This window comes from Planococcus sp. TJ-301 (assembly GCF_058268475.1).
The window spans coordinates 1,782,217-1,806,343 of sequence record NZ_JBZDOH010000001.1 but is presented as its reverse complement, the minus strand read 5'-3'; the positions used below and the strand labels follow the sequence as shown (position 1 = coordinate 1,806,343).

Below are 24,127 nucleotides of genomic sequence, written 5' to 3'. Positions count from 1 at the left end.
TCATCCAATTTTTTACAACCAGTGTGTTTCCAGAAATTTTCGGCATTTAGGCAGTTCGCTGCTGGAGGTTTGAAAGAAATCAATGAAGTGGAGTGAAGACGATGCGGCTGATTCCTATGAAATCCAAAGTTGTTGAATTTATCGGAGCGGCAGCCTTATTAAGCTTCATATGCTTGTCAGGGACGGAAAGCGCAGCAGCAGAAGGCGAATCCGAAACTGCACTGGCCTTGGCTGAAAGCGCTGAAATCGAAGAGAGAAACGTTCAATTGTCGAAAGAGCTGCTGAATTTCTCGGGCAGCTACAAAGAGCAATATGACCGCTTCTACTTGCTGCTCGACCGGAGCGGTCCGACTGTCTTTCCGGATACATCGCGCTACCTCGTCAGTTCGATCGCATTCGCTCCAGGGCGCACTGAGCAAGAAATGAACTTTTCCTGGTATTCTCCGGACACTCGCAATCCCGGAGTCGTCGAGTATGCCAAAGCGGGAAGCCGTTTCACTGCGGGCACTGAAGCTGCCGCTGTACAGAAGAGCATGGCCCATTCGGATATCGCTTCCATCGGATACGCATCCAACGAAGCAGCTATATCCGGCCTTGAGCCTTCTACCGAATATATCTACCGAGTGGGCGACGGCTATGGCAACTGGAGCGGAACATACAGCTTCCACACCCGGGAAACCGATTCGTATAATTTCCTGTTGATGGGTGATCCGCAAATCGGTGCTTCCGGAAATTTGAAAGCGGATATAGCCGGCTGGAACGAAACTTTGGAAAAGGCTTTGGACAAGTATCCGATGACGAGTTTTATCCAATCCGCTGGGGATCAAGTCGAGAACCGGAATTTGGAAGAAGAATATGAAGCTTATTTTGCCCCGGATGCGCTGAAGCACGTGCCGACTGCCACAACTATCGGGAATCACGATAATACGATTTTTTATGAATACCATTTCAATGTCCCGAACCAGAATGCCGCACTCGGCAATTATGACAGTTCAGGAGGGAATTATTATTTCACATATGGCGATGCGTTATTCATCAATCTGAATTCGAACCAAACAAATGGAGAAGAGCACGTCCAATTCATGGAAGAAACGATAGAGGCGACTGCCGGCCAGGACTTCAAGTGGAAGTTCCTCGTTTTCCACCATTCCATTTACAGCGCCGCAGTGCATTCGACGAGCGACCATGTCCTCGGCTTGAGGGAGCAGCTCGTTCCGGCAATCGATAAATTGGAATTCGATGCTGTATTGATGGGGCATGACCATTCCTATGTCAGGACCCACCAGATGAAAGGCTTTAAGCCGCTGAAAAACCATATGATCGAAGACGGGGCGGTGATCAACCCTGAAGGGACGATTTACCTGACCGGCAACTCGGCAAGCGGCAGCAAGTTCTACCCGATGAATACAGATCCCGAGCCTTATTCTGCAGTAAGAGAACAGCTCGGAGTGCCGACATTCATGAACGTCGCAGTGACGCCGACAAGCCTGGAATTCATCACATACCGAACCGATACGATGGACGTTGTCGATACGTATAAGATCATCAAAGATAGTTCCATTGAAGTCGAAGTACCGGGCCTGAGCGAAGCAGCTCTGACGGCGACGGGGACGATTTTACCGACCGAACCGACAGATTTCTATCCCGAGGTTGTCCTTGACGTCGCCGGCATCAATACAGAAGGCGGGCAATATGACCTTTTCGAAGAAAATATCGTCTATCGGACAGAGCCGGAAGGGGCCATTTCCATTTCTCGGACCGGAGTTGTCAGCATAGCGGAAAACGCCGAGCCTGGAGAAGTCGAAATATGGGCGGAAGTTAAGGCGGATGGCCAAAGTCTGACAACTGACCCGGTTTTGCTGTCAATTGTCGACCATGAAGAAACGACGTTGCTGGAAGCCGAATCCGACTGGACTTATTTGGACGACGGCTCAGATCCCGGCTCTGACTGGATGCTGCCTGATTTTGACGATAATGACTGGGAAGACGGGCAAGCGCCTCTTGGTTATCCGGAAGGCGATGAACGTGAACCCTTCGGGGAAATCCAGACAATCATCGGTTACGGGGATGACGAATCCGACAAATACGCGACTTCCTATTTCCGGACATCGTTCAATATCGATGACTTCGATGCAATCGGCGATTTCGGCATCATTGACCTCGAAGCGGATGACGCAGCGATTATTTATCTGAATGGCGAAGAAATCGGCCGCTATAATATGGCGGACGTTGAAGTTGAGTATGACGACCATTTGAATGATCTGGACGAAGAAAATATACCTCCCGAGAATAAATTGACGCGCATCACGTTGGATAGAGACGCATTGGCTAATCTGGCAGATGGGGAAAACGTCCTTGCAGTGGAAGTGCATCAAGACAGCCCGCAAAGTTCCGATGTTTATTGGGATATGAAGTTTGTCGTAAGCTTGAAAACAGACTGAACATAAAAAGGAGAGCCGCGTAGGCTCTCCTTTTTATAAAGTCTATAGATTCAACCAAACAGTTCCAATTTCTCGATGCGCTGGATGGCTTCCACGATACGCTCTTCACCCACTAGCAGGCCGACCCGCACGTAGCCTTCGCCGCTTTCGCCAAAGCCGCTCCCAGCCGCTACGGCTATGTCGGCTTTTTCCAGCAGGAGATCGGTGAATTCCATGCTTGTGAAGCCTTCCGGTACGGGCAGCCAGGCGAAGAATGATCCTTTAGGCGCTTCAATATGCCAGCCGATGCGCTCGCATTCCGCCTTTAATACGTTGCGGCGGCTTTCATACGTGCCGTTCAACTCTTCGACGCATTGTTGGCTGGCGGTCAAAGCTTCTGCGGCGGCGATTTGCAGGGCTGGTGAAAGCCCGGCGAATAAATGGTCTTGTATGATGTTCAAAGCTTCAATCATTTTGGCGTTTCCGACTGCAAAACCGATGCGCCAGCCAGCCATATTATACGTTTTGGACAATGTGTACATTTCAATTCCGACTTCTTTGGCGCCTTCCGCCTGCAGGAAACTCGGCGGTTTTACACCTTCAAAGCCGACTGCGCCATATGCGAAATCGTGGACAACGCCAATTCTGTGATGCTTTGCAAATTCGACGGTTTCAGTGAAGAACTGATTGTTGGCAACGGCGCCTGTCGGGTTGTTCGGATAATTCAAGTACATCAATTTGGCTTGTTCTTTAGCCGAAAGAGAAAGTTCCGCATAATCCGGCAGGAAATTGTTTTCCGCTTTGAGCGGCATTGTTTCAAATCGGGCCTCGGCAAGCGGTGCACCCGACAGATAATCAGGATAGCCCGGGTCCGGCAGCAGCAGCAGGTCTCCAGGGTTGAGCAACGCGAGCGGCAGCTCCACTAGGCCGATCTTCGTGCCGCCAAGCACAGCCACTTCCGTATCAGGGTCAATGTCGACGCCGTATTCGCGTTTATAGAATGCCGCAGCGGCTTGATGCATTTCCGGAATGCCACGGAACGGGGAATACCGGTGATTTTGCGGGTCGGCAACAGCTTCTTGCATCGCTTTAACGATGTGGGGAGGTGTCGGCTGATCCGGATTGCCCTGCCCCAGGTTGATAATATCTCGCCCCTGAAGCATCGCTTGTTTGGTGCGTGATGCTAGTTTTGAAAAAAATTGTTCCGGCAGTTGCTGCAGGCGATTTGAAAATTCCATATAATAGTCCCTCATTTTCTAAATAATTGCACTTCTATTCCAAATCTTATAGAGTTTAACTTAACTTGTCTACTGGAGGAGAATAAAATGAAGATTGCGTGCGTACAGATGGATATTGCTTTTGGGGAGCCAGGAGTGAATTTTGATAAGGTTGAGGCTTACTTGAATGAAGCAGCGGCGAACGGGGCGGAAACGATTGTCCTGCCCGAAATGTGGAATACAGGCTATGCTTTGACGGAATTGGAAGAGCTGGCTGATGGGGCTGGCCGAACGCTGGAGTTTCTGCAGGATTTTGCCAAACGGAATGGCGTCAATATCGTTGGAGGTTCAGTGTCCACCAAAAAACAAGCTGGCTTTTATAACACGATGTACGTTGTCGATAAAAAGGGTGAACTGGTATCGGAATATGATAAGGCGCACCGCTTCGGGCTGATGGATGAGCATATGCATCTGGAAGAAGGCGAAGGTCTCGGCACATTTGAGCTGGACGGCACAGTTTGCGGCGGCGTAATCTGCTACGACATCCGCTTTCCGGAATGGATACGGGCGCAAGCGCTCAACGGAGCGAAGGTCATATTCGTGCCGGCGGAATGGCCGGAAGCACGAATTGACCATTGGCGCATTCTTTTACAGGCGCGCGCCATCGAAAACCAATGCTTTATCGTCGCGGTTAACCGCATCGGCAGCGATCCGAAAAACGAATTCGGCGGAAGTTCAATGGTTATCGCGCCATGGGGCGAGATTCGCCTTGATATGGCCAAGCAGCAAGGAATCGGCTACACAGAAATTGATTTGGCTGAAGTGGAGAGTGTCCGGGAACGCATACCGGTGTTCGCTGACCGCCGGGAGAAGCTGTACATGAAATTTAAATGACTGAAAAAAAGCCGCAATGACTATTTGTCATTGCGGCTTTTGGGCTGATACGGCCTTCACCATATGATGGAAAGGCTCTCCGATGATGGTCCAGGGTTCGGAAATAGTATAGCCGAGTCTCTGGTAAAGGCGTATGGCTGCATCTTTTTCTGTATCGACATTCAGCGACAGCTTGCCGCCTCCTTTGTCTGAAACAATTTTTTCAGCGTAGTGCAATAATGCTGTGCCGATGCCCTTTCCTTGGTAAGCGGCATCAACCGATACGGTATCGATATACCATTCATCGAGATGGGCTTCCCTTTCAATCGTCCGCTCATGTCCGCTTTTTCTCAGTTCATCGTACAGAAAGCGGTCAAGCGCTTCCGCTTTGCTGCCATGGTAAAGCACCAGCACTCCAGCGAGGTCATTCTGGACTTCTGCAATATAGGTGAAGCGGTGGCTGTGCCGTGTATTTTTGCCGCGGACCATTTCGCTGATTTTATCAAGGACCAATTGCGGCTCTTGCAGTGCAGTCATGTGCTTGGCGATATCCCCTATAGCATTGACGATGAGCGGGGCTGCCGCTGTTCCATCCTCAGGCCGGGCCTGCCGTAGTCTAATATCCATTCTATTTAGCTCCTTTTGCTTGCTTAAAGCCTATGAGCACTGGAATAATAAAGAAAATCGGAAGAAATTATTTTTTTCTATGTAATGACGTTACCATTAAAGGAGAGAAGCTGCATGGCTTTACACAGTTTTCATTTAAAAGCGGATTGGCCGGGTTTGCGTAATGATGTTGGAGAAATCGAATCAGGGAATTTGAAGACGCAGATTTCCATACCGCCGGAAATGGACGGCCCGGGAGTCGGCACCAATCCGGACGAGATGCTGCTCGGAGCAGCCGCGACTTGCTACATCATTACACTGGCAGCAATGATGCAGCGCAGCAATTTGGAGAAGGAATCCTTGACGATGGAATCGGAAGGAATAGTGGAAGTGGAAAAAGGCGTGATCACTTATAAAAAAATCATTCATCGCCCGCAAGTGGTCTTGAAAACAGATGCTTCCGAAAAAGATTTCGAACTGGCCCACCGGCTTGCGGAAAAAGCAGAATCTTCCTGTATGATCAGCCGAGCTATCAAAGGAAATGTCGAACTCGAGTTGCAGGCCAATATCCAGTCTCTTGCGATATAGAAGAAACTTGTGGAAATATTTAACCGAAATAGGTATTGCGGTTGCTGCATCGAAAACGAGTTTTAAATGATTTGACAATATACCCCGATGGGTATATTGTGGATAGTATAAATAAAGCATCTCTTGTATATTTCAAGGAGGAACGAAACATGGCATACGATAAACGCATTGAAAATCGGCTGAAACGGATTGAGGGGCAATTGCGAGGCGTGCTTAAAATGGTTGAAAATGACGGCGAATGCCGAGATGTTGTCACTCAGCTTTCCGCGATCAGAAGCGCTGTCGACCGTACAATTGGTGTAATAGTCAGTGATAATCTGGAAGCTTGCGTCCGCCAGAGCATTGAAAAAGGCGAAGATACAGAAGCGGTAGTAAAAGAAGCTGTAGAATTGCTCGTGAAAAGCAGGTAGTAAATTTTGGCTGGCATAGAGAATGATAGACTTCAACTCAGCCTACGTGGTGTGTTAAGAGTGCGGCGACACTTTAAAACGTTATTTTTTTGAAGAATACAATACCCCCACGGGTAAGTGTTTAAGATGATTAAGTGACGGCAACGCAGCTTATTTATCTAATTGGCTCGGCCAAACCGAATAGAGAGGAAATGATGAAAATGGATATTCTTTTATGGGTTGTAATCGGAGCAGCGGCTTTGTGGCTCGGATACCGTCTGACATCTCCAAAAAAAGGCGTGCAGTCGATTTCGACTGAAGAATTGAAATCCCAGCTAGACAGCGAAAATAAACAATTCGTTGATGTACGGACTCCAGGCGAGTTTAAAGAAAACTATGTCAAAGGCTTCAAAAACATTCCATTGAACGACCTGCCGAAGCGTATGGGCGAATTATCTAAAGATAAAGAAGTGGTGGTTATGTGCCAAAGTGGAATGCGCAGCAGCAAAGCCAGCCAAATCTTGAAAAAGAACGGTTTTGAAAAAGTCTTGAATGTACGGGGCGGAATGAGCAGCTACCGCTAAAGCAAAAAAATATATCATGGTTTATCCAATGCCGATCGTAAAAACAACCTCTACGGTCCGGCTGCGGTCATGATTGTGGCTAGTATCATAGCTGCTCCGATTAGAGCGAGATTAGGCCAAAAAATGAATACGAAATATTTGCACTGGATTTTGGCGCTGTTGATTTTAGGGATAGCGATCAATATTTGGTCGGATATTCTATAAAGAAAAATGGCACTGGATTATCCAGTGCCATTTTTCTGTGCAAGCGGATGCCTGCGGCTCAACGTGAAAATCCGATTTGACGTATGGGTAAAGGCGCCAAGGGATGAATCCTGTGCTGCGTGATGCATTGCAACGGCTACACGCCGTGCGCTGATTGGCTTGTACTTTTGCAGCCTGCCGACGAGCAGGGGGCTGAACAACGGGCTCAACAGAACCGCTGCCTTTTCACCCAGGCGGAATTCTTTGCGATCCCCCAACAGCAAGGATGGCTGGAAAATGTGGAGCGCAGGAAAGCCGTTTTTCTTCAAAGCATCTTCTAATTGGCCTTTAATGCGGCTATAGAATACCTTGGATGAAGAATCGGCGCCAAGCGCTGAAATAACCAGAAATTTTTGCGCGCCTTGCTCTTTTGCCATTTCTGCGAGTTTGGCCGGGTATTCGAAATCCACTTTTCTAAACGCTTGCTGGGAGCCTGCTGCTTTGATCGTGGTGCCTAAGCAGCAAAAAACGTCATCAGCAACGAGCAGTTCGTGAAAATTTTCAAGCCAGTCGAAGTCTACGACTATTTGCTCAAGTTTAGGGTGCATAATGTCGAGATGGCGGCGGCCGATTATTTTGACAGAATCATAATGGGGGCTTTCCAGCAAAATATGCAGCAGCTCATTTCCGACCAAGCCGCTGGCTCCTGCAAGCAGCGCGGTTTTAGTAGCGTGTTCCATGGGATCCTCTCCATTCATATCAATCAGCGTTGTGTTATTGATTATACTACTGAATACTTTCAAGCAGAAAGGATTTCAACTATTGCAATGGGGGAATAGTTTAAGATGAAGAGAGGAGTGGCAGGGCATGACGGGAATTCTTTTTATTTTGCTTTACTCGGCCATCATGTGGCTGGCGATCGAAATCGCAGTAATGCTTTTTGTGGCGACAGGGCTGAAGAAGCCAATAGCCCGCTATCAGGTGATTTCCATGCTGACAGCCACTGGTTTTACGTCGGATGAGTCTAGACTGATTGTCGATCATCCAATCCGCAGGAGAATCAGCGCTGCGGTCATTCTATTCGGCTACTTTTCCCTAGCCGTCATGATCTCTTCCATCGCGACGATTCTGTCCGATGATTTAAGGATAAATGTGCTTTTTATTGTAATAGCTGTTTTTCTGACGATTCTGCTCATATTAAAAAGTGGGTTGATCAAAACCTTTTTGGCTGGTAAATTTGAACACGAAATGGAAGAGGAATACGACCTGGAAGATTGGCCGCTGAAAACCGCGTTGTCACTCGAAGACAACGACATGGTGGCGCTGCTGGAAATCCGGTATGACTCTGAATACTCTGGAAAGACGGCAGAAAAGCTTTTGGAAAGAGAAGATGATATCCACTTGCTTTTTATCAGAAGAGGCAACTCCATCGTAAGGAAATTGGTTTTTGAAGAAACTTTGCAAACAGGGGACTTGGTGATGATTTTTGGAGACAAAGAAACCATAAAGGGCAGATTCAGCGAGATGTTGTCGCGTAGAAGGCTATGACTGTATCCCATAGGATGAATCGTGCAATAATCCGTTTTCAAATTTCTTTGCTTTTCCGGCGAACAGCGTACAATAGAGGAAAGCGGAGAATGAAAGGACGAATTGTATGAAACCAGTAATTGTAGCCGAAAAGCCGAGCCAGGCCAAAGCATATGCCGAAGCGTTTAAAACGTCCAAACGGGATGGCTATTTGGAAATAGCACCAGATTCGATTTTTCCGGAAGGTGCCTTTATCACGTGGGGAATCGGCCATCTGGTGGAGTTGAAAGAGCCGAAGGCCTACGATCCGAAATGGGGGCGCTGGAAGCTCGAGGCGCTGCCAATTCTGCCTGAAAAATACCAATTCCAGGTCGCGAGAGGAAAATCGCAGCAATTTAATATTATTAAAAGATTGATTTCACAAACCGATACCGTCATCAATGCGTGCGACGTTGACCGTGAAGGTTCCAATATTTTTTACAGCATTTATTATCAGACAGGTGTGAAAGGCAAGAAAATCCAGCGGCTGTGGATCAATTCCCTTGAAGTGGATGAGGTCCGCAAAGGTTTTCAGCAATTGCGCGACAACAAGCAGGACTTGCTGCTCTACCAGGAAGCGCGGGCGCGGCAAATCAGCGACTGGCTTGTCGGCATGAACGGCTCCCGTCTGTATTCCTTGTTGCTGCAGGAAAAGGGCATACACGAAGTATTCGCCATTGGAAGGGTGCAGACGCCGACCGTCTTTCTGGTTTACCAGCGAGCGATGGAGATCGAGGCTTTTGTGCCTGAACCGTTTTATGAAATCGAAGGCGTGTTCACTGCGGAAAAAGGGCGTTATAAAGGAAAAGCGAAGTTCAAGGCGAAAGAGCGGCGTGAGGCGGAAGAATTGTTGCAGAAACATAACATCGCCGGAAAAGCGGAAGGTATCGTGGCGCAACTGAAAACAGTTGAAAAACGGATGCCGCCTCCGATGCTGCATTCGTTATCGACATTGCAGGCAACCGCGAACCGCAAATGGAAATACAGCCCGGCGAAAGTGCTGTCGGTCATGCAGGGGCTGTACGAGAAGAAACTGGTAAGCTATCCGAGGACCGATGCCCAGCATATTACACCGGCGGAATTCAGTTACGTGGCGGGACAAGTTGAATCCTATCAAAAACTGATCGGCGCCGAATTTCCGATAGCATCAAAAACGCCGAAAAAACGCTTTGTCGACAGCGCGAAAGTCCAGGAGCATTATGCCATCATTCCTACCAAGTCCATTCCTACCGCAAGAAAATTGGAAGGCTTGGCGCGCGATGAACGGAGTCTGTATGAAGAAGTGCTGCGGACGACATTGGCGATGTTCCACCGGGATTACCGTTACGCAGAAACGAAAGTTGTGACAGACGTAAATGGTCTGGCGTTCTTGACGACTGGAAAAACGGATCTCGACCAGGGGTGGAAAGACTTGTTTCCGGCTGCAAAAGAAGCGAAACAGGAACCGCCATTGCCGGAACTTCGTGAGCAAGAACCGGTAAAGGCTGACGTAGCTGTGAAGGAAGGCATGACAACGCCTCCGAAACCATATACAGAAGGCCAATTGATCGCCATGATGAAAACATGCGGGAAGTATGTAGACGATGTGGAAGATACTGAAATCCTTAAGGAAATTGAGGGGCTTGGGACAGAAGCGACGCGGAGTGGCATCATCGAGACGATCAAGCGCCACGAATACATTGAAGTGAAGAAGAATATCGTTTCGATTACTGGAAAAGGCCGCATTCTGTGCCAGTCGATTGAAGGGAATCTGCTCTCGAGTCCTGCGATGACTGCCAAATGGGAAACGTATCTGAAGAAAATCGGCAAAGGGGAAGGATCCCCGGAAGTGTTCCTGGCGACGATTGCAAAATTCATACACAAGCTTCTTGAAGATGTCCCTGCCCAGATGAAGCAGAACGGCCTGCCGGACAAGCTGGCGGTGCCCGACAGCAAAGAAGAAATAGCCCTGTGCCCGCGCTGCAAAAAAGGTATGATCATCTCGCGCAAAGGGTCATACGGCTGTACGGAATACGATAATGGCTGCAAGCAATCCTTCCCGAATGTGTTCCTGAAAAAAAGGCTGACCGCAAAGCAAGTGGAGTATTTATGCACAAAAGGAAAAACGCCGGTTATCAAAGGTTTTGTGTCTAAGAACGGCAAAAAGTTCAACGCGAAGCTGATACTTGAGGATGGGAAACTGAAAATGGAATTTTAAATGCTTGAAAAGCGGGTATGGATATTAAAAGCATATGTGGAAGGATGGTTGGAATGAAAACGATAACCTTGTTCGTTAAAGAAGCCACTTCTGAAAAACCGATCCGTGCTCTTGAAGCCGTCATTACAGCAATAGATGGAGTCGAACGGGCATTGATTGACACGACGGATGGAGAAGTGAAGATTACTTTCGATGAAAAGGTTTTGGCCCAGGAACAGCTTATTGAAAGAATACGGCAAGACGGTTTTCATATCGTTTGAAGCATATAGTAAATCCTTTACGCCGATGGCAAATTGATGTAAAATTAAATTTGCTTGGAAAACTATAGCGTTTCCAATTCCACTTAAATTGATGAAAGCGTTCATAAACAGTCACATAGGTGCCGACATCCTTTAAGATGCTGGTATAACTTCCATAAAAAATATACTTTGGTGAAATGTTTCAGACAATAGAGCTGCTGACAAAGCCGAAAAGGATCCAAGAGATCCTTTTCGGCTTTTTTATGTTTTTCTTTAGAAAGGGATGATTTTCATGCAATTTTTTATTGATCATAAGTACAGGAAAATTCATCAAAGAATGTACGCGGGAGATAGATGCGGATTTGTCGAAACGCCGATCGACAAGCGGGAATTCACAAATGCGGAGGATTATATAAAAAGTTTAGAAAATGACGGAACATATGAATTATGTGAGCATTGCCAAACCGTACAAATTGAATTTGATTAAGGGGCTACATACTTAAATGCATGCCATATAACCTTCTGGTATGGTAAGGGGCTTTATGGTGTACATTTTATCGGCCAAGGGAGCATACAGAAGAGGCAACAGAAAAAAACATTGAAAAAGAATTGATCAAAGCGGGATTTTCTGAAGAACTGAAACTTGTGTAGCGACCGCTTGAACGCGCGATGCTGCGGCAGCTGATTTGGAAACCCACAATCAGCTGCAATGCAGGAAGTTTTTATCGACTGGCATTTAGAGGGTGACAAAGCTTATATTGACATGCTGCTTGGAAAGAAGAAAAATAAAAGGCTGGCGAGATTCAATCTCGCCAGCCTTTTATTTTTTCAAGTGTCTATTATTCGTATTTACCTTTGAGCGGCACAAACAATACATTATTAATAACGGTTTTGTGGAGCTTGCCTTGACTGTCTTTTTCAACCAGCTGCAAATCCTGCATAAATGAGCTGCCGACCGGAATCAGCATTTTTCCGCCTGGCTTTAATTGTTCAATCAGCTCCTGCGGTATTGTGGCAGCAGCAGCCGTGACCATAATGCGATCGTAAGGCGCATGTTCAGCCCAGCCGTAACTGCCGTCATCAAGTTTGAAATGGATATTTTCAAAGCCGGCTTCGCCTAAGCGCTTTTGGGCACTTTTATGCAGTTCTTTAATTCGTTCGACTGTATAGACCGAATCTGAGAACTTTGCGAGCAAGGCTGTTTGAAAGCCGGAACCTGTTCCAATCTCCAATACTTTTGAAGTTTGCTGAAGATCTAAAGCAAGTGTCATTTCCAAAACGAGCGATGGTTGGGAAATCGTCTGTTGGTGGCCGATTGGAATCGCTTCATCCAAACCGGCAAGGTCTTTGTACTTTTCCATAAAAAAACTCCGGTCCAAATTACGGAAATAGGCAATGATTTCTTTTTTTCTGCTATTCATCTTCTTCACTCTCTTTCCATATAGGATAGGGAATCGGATGGTTTTGGCTCTTGTGTTCTATTGTAATTCGAATTTGCTTTTTTGCCTATTTATTCGCGGTCGCCTGCGCTTTCTTTGGCCACTCGGATGTGTTTAACTGTAAGGGAATCGAGGTGGGGTTAAGATGAATAACAAACAGTCAAACTTGGCTGCGGCAGAACAAGAGATGGCAGAAGCGCATGCTTATTTTGAAACCGCCACATTCGGGATGGGCTGTTTCTGGGGTCCGGAAGCGCGCTTTGGAAGCCTGCCGGGTGTTTTGCGCACGCGGGTCGGCTATGCCGGGGGCACGGCCTTGAATCCGGTTTACCGCCAAATGGGCGACCATACTGAAACCGTGCAAATAGATTTTGATCCGGCTGTGCTGCCTTACGAAGAGGTACTGCGGCATTTTTGGGAGAATCATTATCCGAACAGGGATGAGTATAAGGGCCGTCAATACATCTCCCTTTTGCGCTTCCATTCCGAGCAGCAGCAGAAAACGATTGCCCGAATCAAAGAAGAAATGGAAAGCAGGCTGGGAGAAAAGATCGAAACGGATATCGGACCCTACCGCAATTTCACATTGGCGGAAGAACGGCATCAAAAGTACTACGTGAAGCGGTATCCACGGATCCTCGAGCAATTGGTGCCGCATTATTCAGACGCACAAGGATTGCAGAATTCTATTTTTGCAGCGCGCTTGAACGGCTTTGCCAAAGGATTTGGCAATAGGGAAAAGTTGAAGGAAGAAATAGCACGTTGGAGCATCAGCGAAGAAAGCCGGAAGCAGCTGACGGAGACTTTGATGACAATCAAGTGGTAAGCGAAGGATTCCGTTTGCGGAGTCTTTTTTTCTGGCTAAAATTTAGAGGTGAAAAGGTTTGCCGCAAATTCTCGTGTATCATCAATCGGAATGCGAAAGCAGGATTCGCCTGGATGGGTAGAGAAATAAAAAATGAAGGCACAGGGAGGGAAAGAGATGGCGATGCAAGACATGGATATGTTAGGGCTGTTACTGCCGATTATATTGATCCAACTTGCTTTAATGATTTTCGCTTTAGTGGATTTGGTTAAAAATCCGAATCCCAATGGTCCGAAATGGATGTGGGCGCTGATTATCGTCTTGATTAATACTATCGGTCCGATTGTTTACTTTGTTATAGGGAGGCGTAATTATTGAACATGCTGGAAGCCAAAAGGCTGACGAAACGGTATGGCAATGAACTGGTGGTTGACCAAGCCACCTTTGAGCTCGAAGAAGGGACTGCAACCGCTTTGATCGGTCCGAATGGCGCCGGCAAAACGACCACTTTGTCGATGCTTGCCGGATTGCTGAAACAGACAGAAGGAACCATTGAATGGGACGTACATTCCGGCATCGGTTTCCTGCCGCAGCATCCGCAATTCTTTCCTTGGCTGACAGCCATCGAGTTCACAGAAATGGCGGCGAAGATTAGCGGAGTGGATTCCAAATTAGCAAGGAAGCAATCCCAGCGGACGCTCGAATTTGTCGGTTTGGGCAAAGCCCTGAATAAAAAAACCGGGACGTTTTCCGGTGGCATGAAACAGCGCTTGGGCCTTGCGCAGGCAATTGTCCATCAGCCTAAATTGCTGCTGCTTGATGAACCAGTGTCTGCGCTTGATCCGACAGGACGTCGGGAAGTGATGGATTTATTGAAATCGCTGCAAGGACATACGACGATTTTGTACTCGACGCATATTCTGAATGATGCGGAAGAGATGACGGACCAAGTATTGTTCATGCAATCCGGAAAGCTGATTGAACAAGGATCGCTTGCTGAAGTTAAAAAGCGCCATGCCAATCCGCAAATCCGCATCCGTTTTGACGACAGCGAACAGGCATCGCGGTTTGTGGAAAACACACCGTGGCAAGCGGAAGCAAAAGGGGCATCTGTAATTTTGGCGGCAAGCGGCGGTCCCGCTATGGAAGAAATACTCAGCTTTTTGGCTGCGGCTCCAGCCGGAGTTGCGGCAGTGGAGCGCCAGTCCGCAACACTGGAGGAAATATTCTTGAAGGTGGTGGGGGCAAGATGAACCAATTAGGTGTTCTTTTTCAAAAGGAATGGCGGGAAAACCTGCGGAATTTTAAAGTTTTCTGGATTCCGGCTGTCTTCATCCTGTTCGGTATTTTGGAGCCGGTGACGAATTATTTCCTTCCACAAATTCTCGATTCTGTCGGGAATCTGCCGGATGGTGCGGTTATCGAGATTCCGCAGCCAGAACCGGCGCAAATTCTAGCTGCCGTTTTGGGACAATATCAATTTGTAGGACTGATGGTGCTGGTTTTGGCTTACATGGGCACGATTGCAGGTGAGCGGAAAAGCGGTGCAGCGACACTATTGTATGTCCGCCCTTTGTCTTTTGCGTCTTATTTTTTCAGTAAATGGATGATGGCGGGGCTGATTGCCCTTATAAGCGTCTGGTCCGGTTTGCTTGCGGCCTATTATTATACATTCCTGTTATTCGAAAAAGTGGATTTCATGAAATTCATCCAATTTGCGGCAACTTACAGTGTGTGGATTTTGCTGGTGGTGTCCGTTGTCCTCGCGGCAAGCGCCGCATTGCCGAATCCGGGGTTTGCTGCAGCAGTGGCATTGGCAGTGGTTTTTCTGGCGCAGCTCGCGGACGGACTGCTTGGAGCGTATTGGACGGTTTCACCAGTGAAAATACCAAGCTATGCGGCACAATGGCTTGCGGATGGTCCGGTGCGCGCAGATTTTTGGTGGGCTTTGGGCATTGCCGTGCTGCTTATTGCAGTGGCCGCGGTATTCGGCGTCTGGATGTCACGAAAAAATGCCGCGACGGCAAAAGTGTAATCATATGAGCAGGTATAACGGGGAATTCGGCTTAAAGTGCCGGGCTTTTTTGCGTGGCACGCCTTGCAGGCTTTCGTTGGGAAGGTGGAATTGTACTCTTTGCTTGAACGCGAACTTTTTGGAAAGGTTCTGTTAGAATGAAAAAAAGGGGCCCTTTAAATTGATTCATCACATTGAACTGAATGTTTCTGATTTGAATAAATCAAGGGCATTTTACGAGGCACTGCTTCCTGAACTGGGGTATTCGGTTTACCAGGACTGGCCGGAGGGCTTCAGCTTCAAGAAAGGCCCCAGCTACGTGGTGTTTGTGCAGACAGCCGAAGATTTCCTGTCCCGCCCTTATCACCGAAAAGCGCCCGGACTCAATCATCTCGCATTTCATGCGGACACACCGGCCGCTGTAGATAGCTTGGCCGGCAAGATGCGGAGCTTGGGCGTGCAGATGCTCTATGAAGACCGATACCCTTATGCAGGAGGTCCTCATCATTACGCTGTTTTCATGGAAGATCCGGATCGGATGAAAATTGAAATTGCCATGGATGGGAGTGCTGAAAACAATGTCTGATAAAAACTCAAGCCGATTTTTAGTGGCTTTCAATAAAATCGAAAAATTTCTGAAAGAAATCAATGGCTCGAAGGATTACGTAACGTTCTTCAAATCGATTGATTTAGCTGGCAGAAAAAACGCCACAGTGAGAAAATACGAGGGTGATTTGAGGGAATTCGCTGATTTGCGCAACGCTATTGTCCACCATCGGACTTCGACGGAATACGCTATTGCTGAACCACATATGGAAATTGTAGAATTGATAGAGCGTATTGAAGAATTATTGTCCCAGCCAGTTACAGTGGGTGTGATGTTTGCGCGCCAGGTGCATACGTTTCAAGCGGAAGATACATTGGCGAAAGTACTGCGCATCGTCCGGGCCAAGGGTTTTATGCAATGGCCTATTTATGACGGAGAAGAATTTGCCGGGTTGATTACATCAGGCGGCATCGCGCGATGGCTCATCCAAACGAGGGAAGAAGAAACTATTTCCCGGGAAATAACGACTATGCGTGATATTCTGCAATATGAGAAAGATGGTCGCAACCATCGCTTCATCGCTTCTGCTACATCCGTTTATGAAGCAGAGGAAATATTCAAGGAATCGGTGCTTTCAGGCGGTGCCCTGGAAGCGTTGCTCATTACAAGGAATGGCAGCAAAAAAGAACAATTGACGGGAATCATTACGCCGATTGACTTGATCAAGATTGAATAGAGGCTAAAATATGAAGAAAATCATCACCCTGCTGTTGCTCATCGCTTTTGTCTGGAGCTTCATCTGGGTTAATAATAATTGGATTCAAACGACAGAATATACATTATCGTCTGCAGAGTTGCCCGCTGCTTTTGACGGCAAAAGGGTTATCCAGGTATCGGATCTCCACAATGCGAATTTTGGTACAGCGCAATCATCATTGATTGAAAAAGTAGAAGCTGCCGATCCAGATGTCATTTTCCTGACAGGGGATTTGGTTGACAGCAACCGCTACGATTTGGAAACCAGTTTGACGCTGGTCGATGCATTGGTAGAAATGAGCGAAGTTTATTTTGTGCTGGGCAATCATGAAGTAGCGGTCAATAAAATCGATGAGATTACAGCGGCGCTGGAAGAGCGGGGCGTCACAGTGCTCATGAATGACAAGGTGCAGTGGGAAGAAGGCGGGGAAACCGTCCAGATTGCCGGCATCAACGACCCCTTGTTCAATGTCGATTTGACAGAAGAGGAATTTACACACGATGCATTAGCTGAAACGGAATTGACGGACAATTTCACTTTGCTATTGGCGCATCGTCCGGAAATGTTCAGTATTTACGTGGAACAGGGCATTGATATGGTGTTCGCCGGACATGCCCATGGTGGACAGGTTCGCATACCTGGCCTTGGCGGCTTGATTGCTCCTGGACAAGGATGGTTTCCGACAATGACCAAGGGGATTTTCCGCAAAGAGGGCACACAGCTCGTTTTGAGCCGAGGGCTTGGCAATAGCGGCTTTCCGGTTAGAGTCTTCAACCTGCCGGAAGTGGTAGCGGTAACGCTGGAAAAAGAATGAGGAGGTGCCCATTTGGATACATCGTTTAAAATGGAAACACAGGTTTTCAACTACCGCGTGGCCGCTGTATGGATTGAGAACGGCCATATTTTGCTGCACAAGCAGACAAAAGAATCGTATTGGGCGCTTCCCGGCGGACGGGCGGAAATGCTTGAGGACTCGAAAAGCTGTCTTGCGAGGGAAATGGAAGAAGAGCTGGGCGCGACTGTGTCCGCCAGCCGATTGCTGTGGGTGACAGAAAACTTTTTTACTTATAATGCTAAGAAATACCATGAGATCGGTTTCTATTATGAAGTAGAGCCTGTGGACGGCGCAAATCATTACCGCGAAGGCCCGTTCTTCGGACCTGAAGGTGAGCGCCTGACATATGAATGGGTGCCGCTTAGTGAAATCGATCAAGTCGAGCTTTACCCGGAGTTTCTGCGTTCCGGCTTAAAAAGGCTCCCTGCTGGTATAGAGCATGTAATCATTGCGGAAGATGCGCTTTAATAAACAATTCAGGAGGCGTTTACGGTGATCAGGAAAAAAGAAGTCACATTGCATTGCTACACGCCGAAAGTGGACGTTCAATACGACCTGCCTTCGGAGCAACGCGAATTTACCGGTCTGCCACAGGATATCATCCGGCGGGACGCGGAAAATCCGCTGAAGCATTTCATCATTATCAAAGCGCGTGGACAAGTGGCCGGCTTTTTTGAACTCGATGAATCGGATGACCGCAAAGCCTATTCCGACAACCCGCATACCTTGTTGCTGAGAGGCTACTCTGTGGATCCTGCTTTTCAAGGGCAAGGCATCGCGACAGGTTCAATTTATGCGCTGCCTGATTTTATCCGCCAGGAATTCCCGGAAGCTGACGAAGTGGTGCTCGGAGTCAATGCCCGCAACACGCCGGCTCAGCACATCTACCAACGAGCCGGATTTGAAGATACCGGGAGGCGCCTGATGCGCTCCAAAGGCGAACAAATTGTCATGTGCTTAAGAGTGAAAGCCGTTGAAAAGAGCGGCTGACGCTCTTTTTTTATTTGACCGCCTAAGAGCACTTATTCAAAGTAAAGATGCTTATGCAGGCTGCAGCCTGGATTGAAGCGACTGTCGCATGACGGGCACACCGACGCGCAGTCTAGGTATTCCCGGATGGCCAATTGATGGCCGCAGGATCCGCACAACACCGCTTTTTCATCAAATTGCTCTTTTGGCCAGACTGTTGCTTTTTCGCATCCGGCTTCTTTATGGCATTCAAAGCATGCGTAATAAAGTCCACAGCAATAAAACTTAATGGCGATCCGGTCAATTTCCGAATGCCAATGAGCGCATCTCGTTTCTTCATCGACTTGCAGCCCTAAGACCTTTTGTGTATGTGGCATAATTTCTCCCCCTGTCATCCGCAAAATCAGAAATCTGCGAAGTTTCCTCTTTTTTATGCTACTATGAAATGGACAATTAATCGAATCGAATTCTTCGGGGCAAGGTGAAATTCCTTACCGGCGGTGAGCAGAGAACTGTAAGTCCGTGACCCGATCTTGAAAAGATGTCCAGCCAAATAATGGCTGCATGTTTTTCAAGGCGGTGGAGCTGGTGAAAATCCGGCACCGACAGTGAAAGTCTGGATGGGAGAAGAATTTGAGCGCTTGTTTTGTCGTACCCTTTTTTAGCTCTTTAACGGCACGACTCCGTTTCTGACAACGAAATAGAGTTTATTCAGCGTGCCTTTGATGCGGCTTGCAAATCCCCTATAGAAATTCCTTTCCTTACCACCCGACTGCCCCTTGGTGGAAAGAACCCTTTTAGCAATACCTATAATTTAATGCGGTCATTGGACCGCAGCAACGGAGCTTTATGGCTTTTACAAAGGAGCGTGATTCAATGTTCACCGGAATTGTGGAAGAAGTGGGCCGCGTAGCATCTGTGCGGTCAAAGCCCCAGGCAATGGAGCTGACCATTTCGTGTTCGCTGGTTCTTGAAGACGCCAAACGCGGAGACAGCATCTCCATCAATGGTGTCTGCTTGACTGTGTCTTCATTGGCACAAAGCACCTTTACAGTTGATGTCATCCCAGAAACGGTCAAGTCCTCTACGCTTCACGGGCTGAAAAGCGGGTCGAAGGTCAACCTTGAACGCGCGATGCCTGCAAATGGCAGGTTCGGCGGCCATTTTGTCAGCGGCCATATTGATGGCGTTGGTGTGATTCGTTCAGTTAAAAAAGAAGCGAATGCGGTCACAAAGTCTATTGAAGTCAAACCCGAACTCATGAAGTACATGATGATGAAGGGTTCGATCGCAGTAGATGGGACGTCACTGACAATCTTCGAGCTCGGCCATAACACCGTAACAATTTCACTGATTCCCACCACGCAGGAAGATTCGTTGTTGGGTGCTAAAGGAATTGGCGATCCCGTCAACATCGAATGCGATATGCTGGCGAAGTACACAGAGCGCATTCAGACGGCGGAATCGAAAATCAGCCGCAGCTGGCTCGCGGAAAATGGATTTTAAATGGAGGCGGAAAAGATGTTTTATACAGTTGAAGAAGCTGTCCATGATTTGAAAAACGGCAAAGCGATTATTGTCATCGATGACGAAAACCGTGAAAACGAAGGTGATTTTATCGCCTTGGCAGAATTTGCTACACCTGACATTGTCAATTTGATGGCGACTGAAGGGCGCGGATTGATCTGCGTCCCTGTTGAGGAATCAATCGCCAAACGATTGAAAATCGGATTAATGACCGACAATAACACGGACGAATATGGCACCGCCTTCACTATCAGCGTTGACCACCGCGAAACTACGACAGGTATCAGTGCTTTTGAACGTTCGCACACGATCATGGGCCTGCTTGATCCGGCTGCGAAGCCATCTGACTTCAAGCGCCCTGGCCATATTTTCCCGCTGATTGCGAAAAAAGGCGGCGTCCTGCGCCGGGCTGGCCACACGGAAGCAGCTGTGGATCTGGCGAAATTGGCGGGCTCTACACCGGCTGGCGTCATTTGCGAAATCATGAACGCTGACGGTACAATGGCACGCGTTGATGATTTGCAGGAAGTGGCAAAGCGCCTGGGCATGGGCATTCTGACTATCCAGGACCTGATAGCCTATAAGCGAAAAAACGAAAAATTGATCAAACGCGAAGTGGAAGTTCAATTGCCTACCGAATACGGTGATTTCCGCGCTGTCGGCTATACCGAAGTGCTGACCGGGCAAGACCATGTGGCGCTTGTAAAAGGGGAAATCGATCCCGAAAGTCCAGTGCTTGTGCGCGTCCATTCGGAATGTCTGACGGGAGATGTCTTCGGTTCGCATAAATGCGATTGCGGCAACCAGCTTCATGCTGCCCTTAAACAGATAAACGACGCCGGAGCGGGAATTTTGCTGTATATGAGGCAGGAAGGGCGCGGCATCGGCCTGATCAATAAACTGAAAGCGTACGAATTGCAGGAGCAGGGCTACGACACGGTAGAAGCCAACCAAAAACTCGGCTTTGCCGATGATTTGCGCGATTATGGAATCGGCGCGCAAATTCTGCGGGATCTTGGCGTCCAGAAGATGAAATTGCTGACGAACAACCCGCGGAAAATTGCGGGCATCGGCGGCTATGGCCTCGAAGTTGTCGAGCGCCTGCAGATTGAAATGCCGACCAATAAGGATAATGAAGCATACATGAAAACTAAAAAATCGAAACTCGGCCACTTGCTGAATTTCTAAAGGAGAAATGGAAATGGCGAATCATTTTGAAGGTTATTTAAATGGAGAAGGACTGCGCATCGGCATTGTAGTCGGTCGCTTTAATGAATTCATCACCAGCAAATTACTGAGCGGAGCGGAAGATGCCTTGAAACGCCATGGCGTCAAACCCGAAGATGTCGGAATTGCATGGGTGCCAGGCGCATTTGAAATTCCATTAGTTGCTAAAAAAATGGCGGCCAGCGGCAAATATGACGCGGTCATTACACTCGGTACCGTAATCCGAGGAGCGACTCCTCACTTCGATTACGTCTGCAGCGAAGTCGCAAAAGGCGTGTCGCGGGCAAGCGACCAATCGGATATTCCGGTCATATTTGGCGTCTTGACGACAGATTCGATCGAACAGGCAATTGAACGCGCAGGGACGAAATCCGGCAACAAAGGCTGGGAGTCTGCTGCTGGAGCCATTGAAATGGCGAATTTGATGAAAAAACTATAATATTGCACTCCAGGCCATTTGCCTGGAGTTTTTTTGGCTTAAAAACCGGATAAAAAGGGAATAACATAAAAACCTAGATATGAGCGGAAACTGGCATACATACCTTCCTGCGCCTTGAAAAATAATGGCGGATGCATCGGAAGGCGAAAAAAGACGAATCTCCAAAAAAGGCTTATAATGGAATGAATGTGGCAGAAATTGTTATGGAGCCAAGGAGGACTAAAGATGAAGGGCACGGAGAAAACGTTTTACCTGGTTCGGCATTGCCAGGCGGAGGGACAGCATCCGCAAGCCGGATTGACAGTGGAAGGACGGGCGCAGGCAGACAGGCTTGCCCGTTTTTTTGCCCACAGTGAAATCTCCTATATCGTTTCAAGCCCTTATGTGCGGGCAATCGAATCGATCGGACCAACCTTAAAACAGACCAAGCTTCCGCTGGAAACCGACATCCGTTTATCGGAGCGTGTTTTGGGCAGCGGTAATCTGCCTGACTGGCTTGAACATCTGGAACGGTCATTCAAAAACATGGATTTGAAGTTGGCGGGGGGCGAATCCGGAAGTGAGGCAGCTGAGCGTGGAATCGCGGCGGTATCTGCGGTGCCGCATCAAAGCATTGTCGTTACGCATGGCAATCTTTTGGCGTTATTGCTCAATCACTGGGATCCGAGCTTTGGCTTTGCTGATTGGCAAAATTTATCAAATCCTGACATTTTTAAAATCATGCATGACGGGCAATCGGTCATCGTGGAAAGAGTCTGGAACTGAGACTGTCCAGTGCAACGGAATTGCAACATTCCGGCAGCGCGGCCGTCTGTAAAGAGGAGGTGGATTACGATGAGAACAAAAGCTATGCCTTATATTGCAATTTTCTTATTATTATTTCTTAAAGTTATGACGTTCCGCATCGTAATCTTCGATGCGAAATCCATATTCCATATCGCGTTCGTCGAATTTCCGGTCTGGGCTTTCCTGTTGGCTGTTGCGCTGCTGTTATTCAAGAAACGCATTTGGCTCACTGCCGGCATTTTCAATGGACTGGTATCAGGGATCTTTTTTGCCGTTGTATTGTACAGCCGCTATTATTCCACAATCCCTTCCTATTATGATTTGCGGCAGACTACCCAATCCGGAACGGTTGGCACGACCATTTTGTTATTGATCAATCCACTGGATTTCCTTTTTTTCCTGGATGCAATAATCTTAGTTGTTTTGGCGCGCCGCTGGGGCAAGCTGCCAAAACTCAATTCATTGAAGTATGCTGCTGCTGGACTGGCTGCAATCAGTGTTTTGACAACTGTCTATGCCATCAAGCAGCCCATCATTGATATCTCCTTTTTTGCTAAAGAAAATGGCTATGCCCAATCCCAGCTCGTTCAGATGTACAACCAACTCAACGAAAAAGCACACGCTTCCGGCAATGAAACAAAGTTATCGGCGAAAGAGTTGGAAGAGTTGAAGGGCAATGAATGGGTCCCCTTGAAGAGTCACGCTGAGTTCGGGTTGGCGGAAGGGCGCCATCTGTTCATGATCCAAGTGGAATCGATGCAAAATTTCACTGTCAACAAATCAATCGATGGCCAGGAAATAACGCCCAATCTCAATAAACTTATCGAAGAAAGCGCGTATTTCTCGAATGTCTTCCAGCAAATTGGTGCAGGCACAACTTCGGATGCGGAGTGGATGGGTAATACCGGACTTTACGCTGAAGGAATGGCGCCAACAGTTAATGATTTGAATGGCAAGGAAGTGCCTTCACTTTCTCGTTCACTGAAAAAAGAAGGCTATGGTTCTGCTACTTACCACGCAGATGATGTGACCTTCTGGAACCGCGACGTGCTGTATCCGGCCCTCGGCTTTGATGAAGTGTTTACGGTGGAAGAGATTCCGGACAAAGACCAAGTAGGATATGGCCCTTCGGATGAAGTGTTGATGGATTTTGCGCTGGGGGAACTGCCGAGGCAGCTGGATACCTACGAGCGGGTCTACTCGAACATTGTCATGATGACAAGCCATACCCCGTTCATATTGCCTGAAGACATGCAACACCTGGACTTGCCAGCGGAATATGAAGGGACACACGTCGGCCATTATCTCCAATCGATCCGCTATGCTGATGAGCAGATTGGCAAGTTTATAGAAGAACTGAAAGATCAGCAGCTTTATGATGAGTCGCTGATTGTCATCTATGGCGACCATTCTGGTATACACGGCTCACCGCTTTCAGAGGAAGATGCTGTGCTGCTGCAAGATTTCCTCGGCCATCCGTATTCGATGAAAGAGCGGCTGACGGTACCGCTTGTTATGGCGGGAGGCGGCTTGTTCACGGGCGAAGAATTCAGCCGTCTCGGGGGGCAAGTGGACATTATGCCGACTACGCTCGCTCTGCTGGGAGTGGAGCATGAATCGCCAATGATGGGCCATAACCTCTTTGAGTATGAAAAAAACCTGCTGGCGATGCGTTATTATATGCCTGGCGGTTCATTCGCGCAGTCTGAACAATTGTACAAAGCGCCGGGGGCGAAATTGCCGGATGAGCTCCGGGATATGAAAACCATGGAAAAACGCGCGAAAAACAGCGCAACCAAAAAGCATATCCGCAATGCTCAGGAAATTTTGAAATACGGCGATGCGCTGCTGAAACCGTACATTGGTAAATAAAAATATGCGTGAATCACAACATTGCCTATACTATTTATAAAGAGAATT

At 47.9% G+C, this 24,127-nt stretch carries 27 protein-coding genes and 1 riboswitch; of the genes, 22 read left to right on the top strand and 5 right to left on the bottom strand.

Annotated elements, in window-relative coordinates:
• Positions 1-101: 101 nt before the first annotated feature.
• Entirely contained in the window at positions 102-2,441 is a 2,340-nt protein-coding gene (locus tag AC4EHJ_RS08895; protein ID WP_490975203.1) for a purple acid phosphatase family protein, read from the top strand.
• A gap of 50 nt (positions 2,442-2,491) precedes the next feature.
• Here AC4EHJ_RS08895 and AC4EHJ_RS08890 read toward each other — a convergent pair whose 3' ends face one another.
• Entirely contained in the window at positions 2,492-3,658 is a 1,167-nt protein-coding gene (locus tag AC4EHJ_RS08890) for a pyridoxal phosphate-dependent aminotransferase (RefSeq protein WP_490975202.1), read from the bottom strand.
• A gap of 87 nt (positions 3,659-3,745) precedes the next feature.
• Between AC4EHJ_RS08890 and AC4EHJ_RS08885 the strand changes: the two genes are divergently transcribed.
• On the top strand, positions 3,746-4,531 hold the full coding sequence (locus AC4EHJ_RS08885; RefSeq protein ID WP_490975201.1) for a carbon-nitrogen family hydrolase: 786 nt from the start codon (positions 3,746-3,748) through the stop codon (positions 4,529-4,531).
• A gap of 27 nt (positions 4,532-4,558) precedes the next feature.
• On the opposite strand, the gene AC4EHJ_RS08880 is transcribed toward AC4EHJ_RS08885, so the two are convergent.
• A complete protein-coding gene (locus AC4EHJ_RS08880) occupies positions 4,559-5,137 on the bottom strand; it encodes a GNAT family N-acetyltransferase (protein ID WP_490975200.1) in 579 nt (192 codons plus the stop codon).
• A 114-nt stretch (positions 5,138-5,251) separates the two neighbouring features.
• Between AC4EHJ_RS08880 and AC4EHJ_RS08875 the strand changes: the two genes are divergently transcribed.
• The 3 genes from AC4EHJ_RS08875 (at position 5,252) to AC4EHJ_RS08865 (ending at position 6,677) form a co-directional block, all read left to right on the top strand.
• Positions 5,252-5,704, top strand: coding sequence for an OsmC family protein (locus tag AC4EHJ_RS08875; protein WP_490975199.1), 453 nt, complete (start codon positions 5,252-5,254; stop codon positions 5,702-5,704).
• A gap of 149 nt (positions 5,705-5,853) precedes the next feature.
• The gene (locus AC4EHJ_RS08870; RefSeq protein ID WP_490975198.1) at positions 5,854-6,114 is read left to right on the top strand and encodes a metal-sensitive transcriptional regulator; all 261 of its coding nucleotides are present in this window, start codon (positions 5,854-5,856) and stop codon (positions 6,112-6,114) included.
• Between the two features lie 200 nt (positions 6,115-6,314).
• Positions 6,315-6,677 (top strand): rhodanese-like domain-containing protein, encoded by a 363-nt coding sequence (locus AC4EHJ_RS08865; protein WP_490975197.1) that lies wholly within the window; start codon positions 6,315-6,317, stop codon positions 6,675-6,677.
• 221 nt (positions 6,678-6,898) lie between these two features.
• On the opposite strand, the gene AC4EHJ_RS08860 is transcribed toward AC4EHJ_RS08865, so the two are convergent.
• A complete protein-coding gene (locus tag AC4EHJ_RS08860) occupies positions 6,899-7,600 on the bottom strand; it encodes an oxidoreductase (RefSeq protein ID WP_490975196.1) in 702 nt (233 codons plus the stop codon).
• A gap of 127 nt (positions 7,601-7,727) precedes the next feature.
• On the opposite strand from AC4EHJ_RS08860, the gene AC4EHJ_RS08855 reads away from it, so the two are divergent.
• The 3 genes from AC4EHJ_RS08855 to AC4EHJ_RS08845 all read left to right on the top strand — a co-directional run bounded on the left by AC4EHJ_RS08855 (position 7,728) and on the right by AC4EHJ_RS08845 (position 10,883).
• Positions 7,728-8,408, top strand: coding sequence for a TrkA C-terminal domain-containing protein (locus AC4EHJ_RS08855; RefSeq protein ID WP_490975195.1), 681 nt, complete (start codon positions 7,728-7,730; stop codon positions 8,406-8,408).
• Between the two features lie 106 nt (positions 8,409-8,514).
• Positions 8,515-10,623 (top strand): type IA DNA topoisomerase, encoded by a 2,109-nt coding sequence (locus AC4EHJ_RS08850; RefSeq protein ID WP_490975194.1) that lies wholly within the window; start codon positions 8,515-8,517, stop codon positions 10,621-10,623.
• Between the two features lie 53 nt (positions 10,624-10,676).
• Positions 10,677-10,883: a heavy-metal-associated domain-containing protein gene (locus AC4EHJ_RS08845; RefSeq protein WP_490975193.1), complete on the top strand. Its 207-nt coding sequence runs from the start codon at positions 10,677-10,679 to the stop codon at positions 10,881-10,883.
• An 818-nt stretch (positions 10,884-11,701) separates the two neighbouring features.
• On the opposite strand, the gene AC4EHJ_RS08840 is transcribed toward AC4EHJ_RS08845, so the two are convergent.
• Positions 11,702-12,283 carry a protein-L-isoaspartate(D-aspartate) O-methyltransferase gene (locus AC4EHJ_RS08840; RefSeq protein WP_490975192.1) on the bottom strand — a complete coding sequence of 194 codons (582 nt, stop codon included), beginning with the start codon at positions 12,281-12,283 and terminating at the stop codon, positions 11,702-11,704.
• A 205-nt stretch (positions 12,284-12,488) separates the two neighbouring features.
• On the opposite strand from AC4EHJ_RS08840, the gene msrA reads away from it, so the two are divergent.
• The 9 genes from msrA (at position 12,489) to AC4EHJ_RS08795 (ending at position 18,249) form a co-directional block, all read left to right on the top strand.
• On the top strand, positions 12,489-13,127 hold the full coding sequence (gene msrA, locus AC4EHJ_RS08835) for a peptide-methionine (S)-S-oxide reductase MsrA (protein ID WP_490975642.1): 639 nt from the start codon (positions 12,489-12,491) through the stop codon (positions 13,125-13,127).
• Between the two features lie 162 nt (positions 13,128-13,289).
• Positions 13,290-13,484 carry a PLD nuclease N-terminal domain-containing protein gene (locus AC4EHJ_RS08830; RefSeq protein ID WP_490975641.1) on the top strand — a complete coding sequence of 65 codons (195 nt, stop codon included), beginning with the start codon at positions 13,290-13,292 and terminating at the stop codon, positions 13,482-13,484.
• Positions 13,481-14,359, top strand: a complete 879-nt coding sequence (locus AC4EHJ_RS08825; RefSeq protein ID WP_490975191.1) for an ABC transporter ATP-binding protein — start codon at positions 13,481-13,483, stop codon at positions 14,357-14,359. The genes AC4EHJ_RS08830 and AC4EHJ_RS08825 overlap by 4 nt, the downstream gene beginning before the upstream one ends.
• The gene (locus AC4EHJ_RS08820; protein WP_490975190.1) at positions 14,356-15,141 is read left to right on the top strand and encodes an ABC transporter permease; all 786 of its coding nucleotides are present in this window, start codon (positions 14,356-14,358) and stop codon (positions 15,139-15,141) included. The genes AC4EHJ_RS08825 and AC4EHJ_RS08820 overlap by 4 nt, the downstream gene beginning before the upstream one ends.
• 160 nt (positions 15,142-15,301) lie before the next feature.
• A complete protein-coding gene (locus AC4EHJ_RS08815) occupies positions 15,302-15,706 on the top strand; it encodes a VOC family protein (RefSeq protein ID WP_490975189.1) in 405 nt (134 codons plus the stop codon).
• Positions 15,699-16,403, top strand: coding sequence for a CBS domain-containing protein (locus AC4EHJ_RS08810; RefSeq protein ID WP_490975188.1), 705 nt, complete (start codon positions 15,699-15,701; stop codon positions 16,401-16,403). Before AC4EHJ_RS08815 ends, AC4EHJ_RS08810 begins: the two co-directional genes overlap by 8 nt.
• A gap of 10 nt (positions 16,404-16,413) precedes the next feature.
• Positions 16,414-17,238 (top strand): metallophosphoesterase, encoded by an 825-nt coding sequence (locus AC4EHJ_RS08805; protein WP_490975187.1) that lies wholly within the window; start codon positions 16,414-16,416, stop codon positions 17,236-17,238.
• 12 nt (positions 17,239-17,250) lie between these two features.
• Positions 17,251-17,727 (top strand): NUDIX hydrolase, encoded by a 477-nt coding sequence (locus tag AC4EHJ_RS08800; RefSeq protein ID WP_490975186.1) that lies wholly within the window; start codon positions 17,251-17,253, stop codon positions 17,725-17,727.
• 24 nt (positions 17,728-17,751) lie between these two features.
• Complete coding sequence (locus AC4EHJ_RS08795) at positions 17,752-18,249, top strand: GNAT family N-acetyltransferase (protein WP_490975185.1); 498 nt, start codon at positions 17,752-17,754, stop codon at positions 18,247-18,249.
• A gap of 32 nt (positions 18,250-18,281) precedes the next feature.
• On the opposite strand, the gene AC4EHJ_RS08790 is transcribed toward AC4EHJ_RS08795, so the two are convergent.
• Positions 18,282-18,605 carry a CHY zinc finger protein gene (locus AC4EHJ_RS08790; protein ID WP_490975184.1) on the bottom strand — a complete coding sequence of 108 codons (324 nt, stop codon included), beginning with the start codon at positions 18,603-18,605 and terminating at the stop codon, positions 18,282-18,284.
• An 86-nt stretch (positions 18,606-18,691) separates the two neighbouring features.
• Positions 18,692-18,864, top strand: a riboswitch (FMN riboswitch).
• 240 nt (positions 18,865-19,104) lie between these two features.
• Between AC4EHJ_RS08790 and ribE the strand changes: the two genes are divergently transcribed.
• From ribE to AC4EHJ_RS08765, 5 genes are all read left to right on the top strand, one after another.
• Positions 19,105-19,734: a riboflavin synthase gene (gene ribE, locus AC4EHJ_RS08785; protein ID WP_490975183.1), complete on the top strand. Its 630-nt coding sequence runs from the start codon at positions 19,105-19,107 to the stop codon at positions 19,732-19,734.
• A gap of 15 nt (positions 19,735-19,749) precedes the next feature.
• Complete coding sequence (locus AC4EHJ_RS08780) at positions 19,750-20,943, top strand: bifunctional 3,4-dihydroxy-2-butanone-4-phosphate synthase/GTP cyclohydrolase II (RefSeq protein ID WP_490975182.1); 1,194 nt, start codon at positions 19,750-19,752, stop codon at positions 20,941-20,943.
• Positions 20,944-20,956: 13 nt separating this feature from the next.
• Positions 20,957-21,421: a 6,7-dimethyl-8-ribityllumazine synthase gene (gene ribH / locus AC4EHJ_RS08775; protein WP_490975181.1), complete on the top strand. Its 465-nt coding sequence runs from the start codon at positions 20,957-20,959 to the stop codon at positions 21,419-21,421.
• A 225-nt stretch (positions 21,422-21,646) separates the two neighbouring features.
• Entirely contained in the window at positions 21,647-22,186 is a 540-nt protein-coding gene (locus AC4EHJ_RS08770; RefSeq protein ID WP_490975180.1) for a histidine phosphatase family protein, read from the top strand.
• Between the two features lie 69 nt (positions 22,187-22,255).
• A complete protein-coding gene (locus AC4EHJ_RS08765; protein ID WP_490975179.1) occupies positions 22,256-24,079 on the top strand; it encodes an LTA synthase family protein in 1,824 nt (607 codons plus the stop codon).
• The last annotated feature ends 48 nt before the right edge of the window (positions 24,080-24,127 follow it).

Excerpts from the sequence above, each read along its gene's own strand:
- AC4EHJ_RS08770 (WP_490975180.1), top strand. The coding sequence starts at position 21,647 with ATGAAGGGCACGGAGAAAACGTTTTACCTGGTTCGGCATTGCCAGGCG.
- AC4EHJ_RS08855 (WP_490975195.1), top strand. The coding sequence starts at position 7,728 with ATGACGGGAATTCTTTTTATTTTGCTTTACTCGGCCATCATGTGGCTG.
- ribH (WP_490975181.1), top strand. The coding sequence starts at position 20,957 with ATGGCGAATCATTTTGAAGGTTATTTAAATGGAGAAGGACTGCGCATC.
- AC4EHJ_RS08805 (WP_490975187.1), top strand. The coding sequence starts at position 16,414 with ATGAAGAAAATCATCACCCTGCTGTTGCTCATCGCTTTTGTCTGGAGC.
- AC4EHJ_RS08880 (WP_490975200.1), bottom strand. The coding sequence starts at position 5,137 with ATGGATATTAGACTACGGCAGGCCCGGCCTGAGGATGGAACAGCGGCA.
- AC4EHJ_RS08865 (WP_490975197.1), top strand. The coding sequence starts at position 6,315 with ATGGATATTCTTTTATGGGTTGTAATCGGAGCAGCGGCTTTGTGGCTC.
- AC4EHJ_RS08820 (WP_490975190.1), top strand. The coding sequence starts at position 14,356 with ATGAACCAATTAGGTGTTCTTTTTCAAAAGGAATGGCGGGAAAACCTG.
- AC4EHJ_RS08810 (WP_490975188.1), top strand. The coding sequence starts at position 15,699 with ATGTCTGATAAAAACTCAAGCCGATTTTTAGTGGCTTTCAATAAAATC.
- ribE (WP_490975183.1), top strand. The coding sequence starts at position 19,105 with ATGTTCACCGGAATTGTGGAAGAAGTGGGCCGCGTAGCATCTGTGCGG.
- AC4EHJ_RS08830 (WP_490975641.1), top strand. The coding sequence starts at position 13,290 with ATGCAAGACATGGATATGTTAGGGCTGTTACTGCCGATTATATTGATC.
- AC4EHJ_RS08850 (WP_490975194.1), top strand. The coding sequence starts at position 8,515 with ATGAAACCAGTAATTGTAGCCGAAAAGCCGAGCCAGGCCAAAGCATAT.
- AC4EHJ_RS08780 (WP_490975182.1), top strand. The coding sequence starts at position 19,750 with ATGTTTTATACAGTTGAAGAAGCTGTCCATGATTTGAAAAACGGCAAA.
- AC4EHJ_RS08840 (WP_490975192.1), bottom strand. The coding sequence starts at position 12,283 with ATGAATAGCAGAAAAAAAGAAATCATTGCCTATTTCCGTAATTTGGAC.
- AC4EHJ_RS08765 (WP_490975179.1), top strand. The coding sequence starts at position 22,256 with ATGAGAACAAAAGCTATGCCTTATATTGCAATTTTCTTATTATTATTT.
- AC4EHJ_RS08860 (WP_490975196.1), bottom strand. The coding sequence starts at position 7,600 with ATGGAACACGCTACTAAAACCGCGCTGCTTGCAGGAGCCAGCGGCTTG.
- AC4EHJ_RS08790 (WP_490975184.1), bottom strand. The coding sequence starts at position 18,605 with ATGCCACATACACAAAAGGTCTTAGGGCTGCAAGTCGATGAAGAAACG.
- AC4EHJ_RS08885 (WP_490975201.1), top strand. The coding sequence starts at position 3,746 with ATGAAGATTGCGTGCGTACAGATGGATATTGCTTTTGGGGAGCCAGGA.
- AC4EHJ_RS08875 (WP_490975199.1), top strand. The coding sequence starts at position 5,252 with ATGGCTTTACACAGTTTTCATTTAAAAGCGGATTGGCCGGGTTTGCGT.
- AC4EHJ_RS08870 (WP_490975198.1), top strand. The coding sequence starts at position 5,854 with ATGGCATACGATAAACGCATTGAAAATCGGCTGAAACGGATTGAGGGG.
- msrA (WP_490975642.1), top strand. The coding sequence starts at position 12,489 with ATGGCAGAAGCGCATGCTTATTTTGAAACCGCCACATTCGGGATGGGC.
- AC4EHJ_RS08845 (WP_490975193.1), top strand. The coding sequence starts at position 10,677 with ATGAAAACGATAACCTTGTTCGTTAAAGAAGCCACTTCTGAAAAACCG.
- AC4EHJ_RS08895 (WP_490975203.1), top strand. The coding sequence starts at position 102 with ATGCGGCTGATTCCTATGAAATCCAAAGTTGTTGAATTTATCGGAGCG.
- AC4EHJ_RS08890 (WP_490975202.1), bottom strand. The coding sequence starts at position 3,658 with ATGGAATTTTCAAATCGCCTGCAGCAACTGCCGGAACAATTTTTTTCA.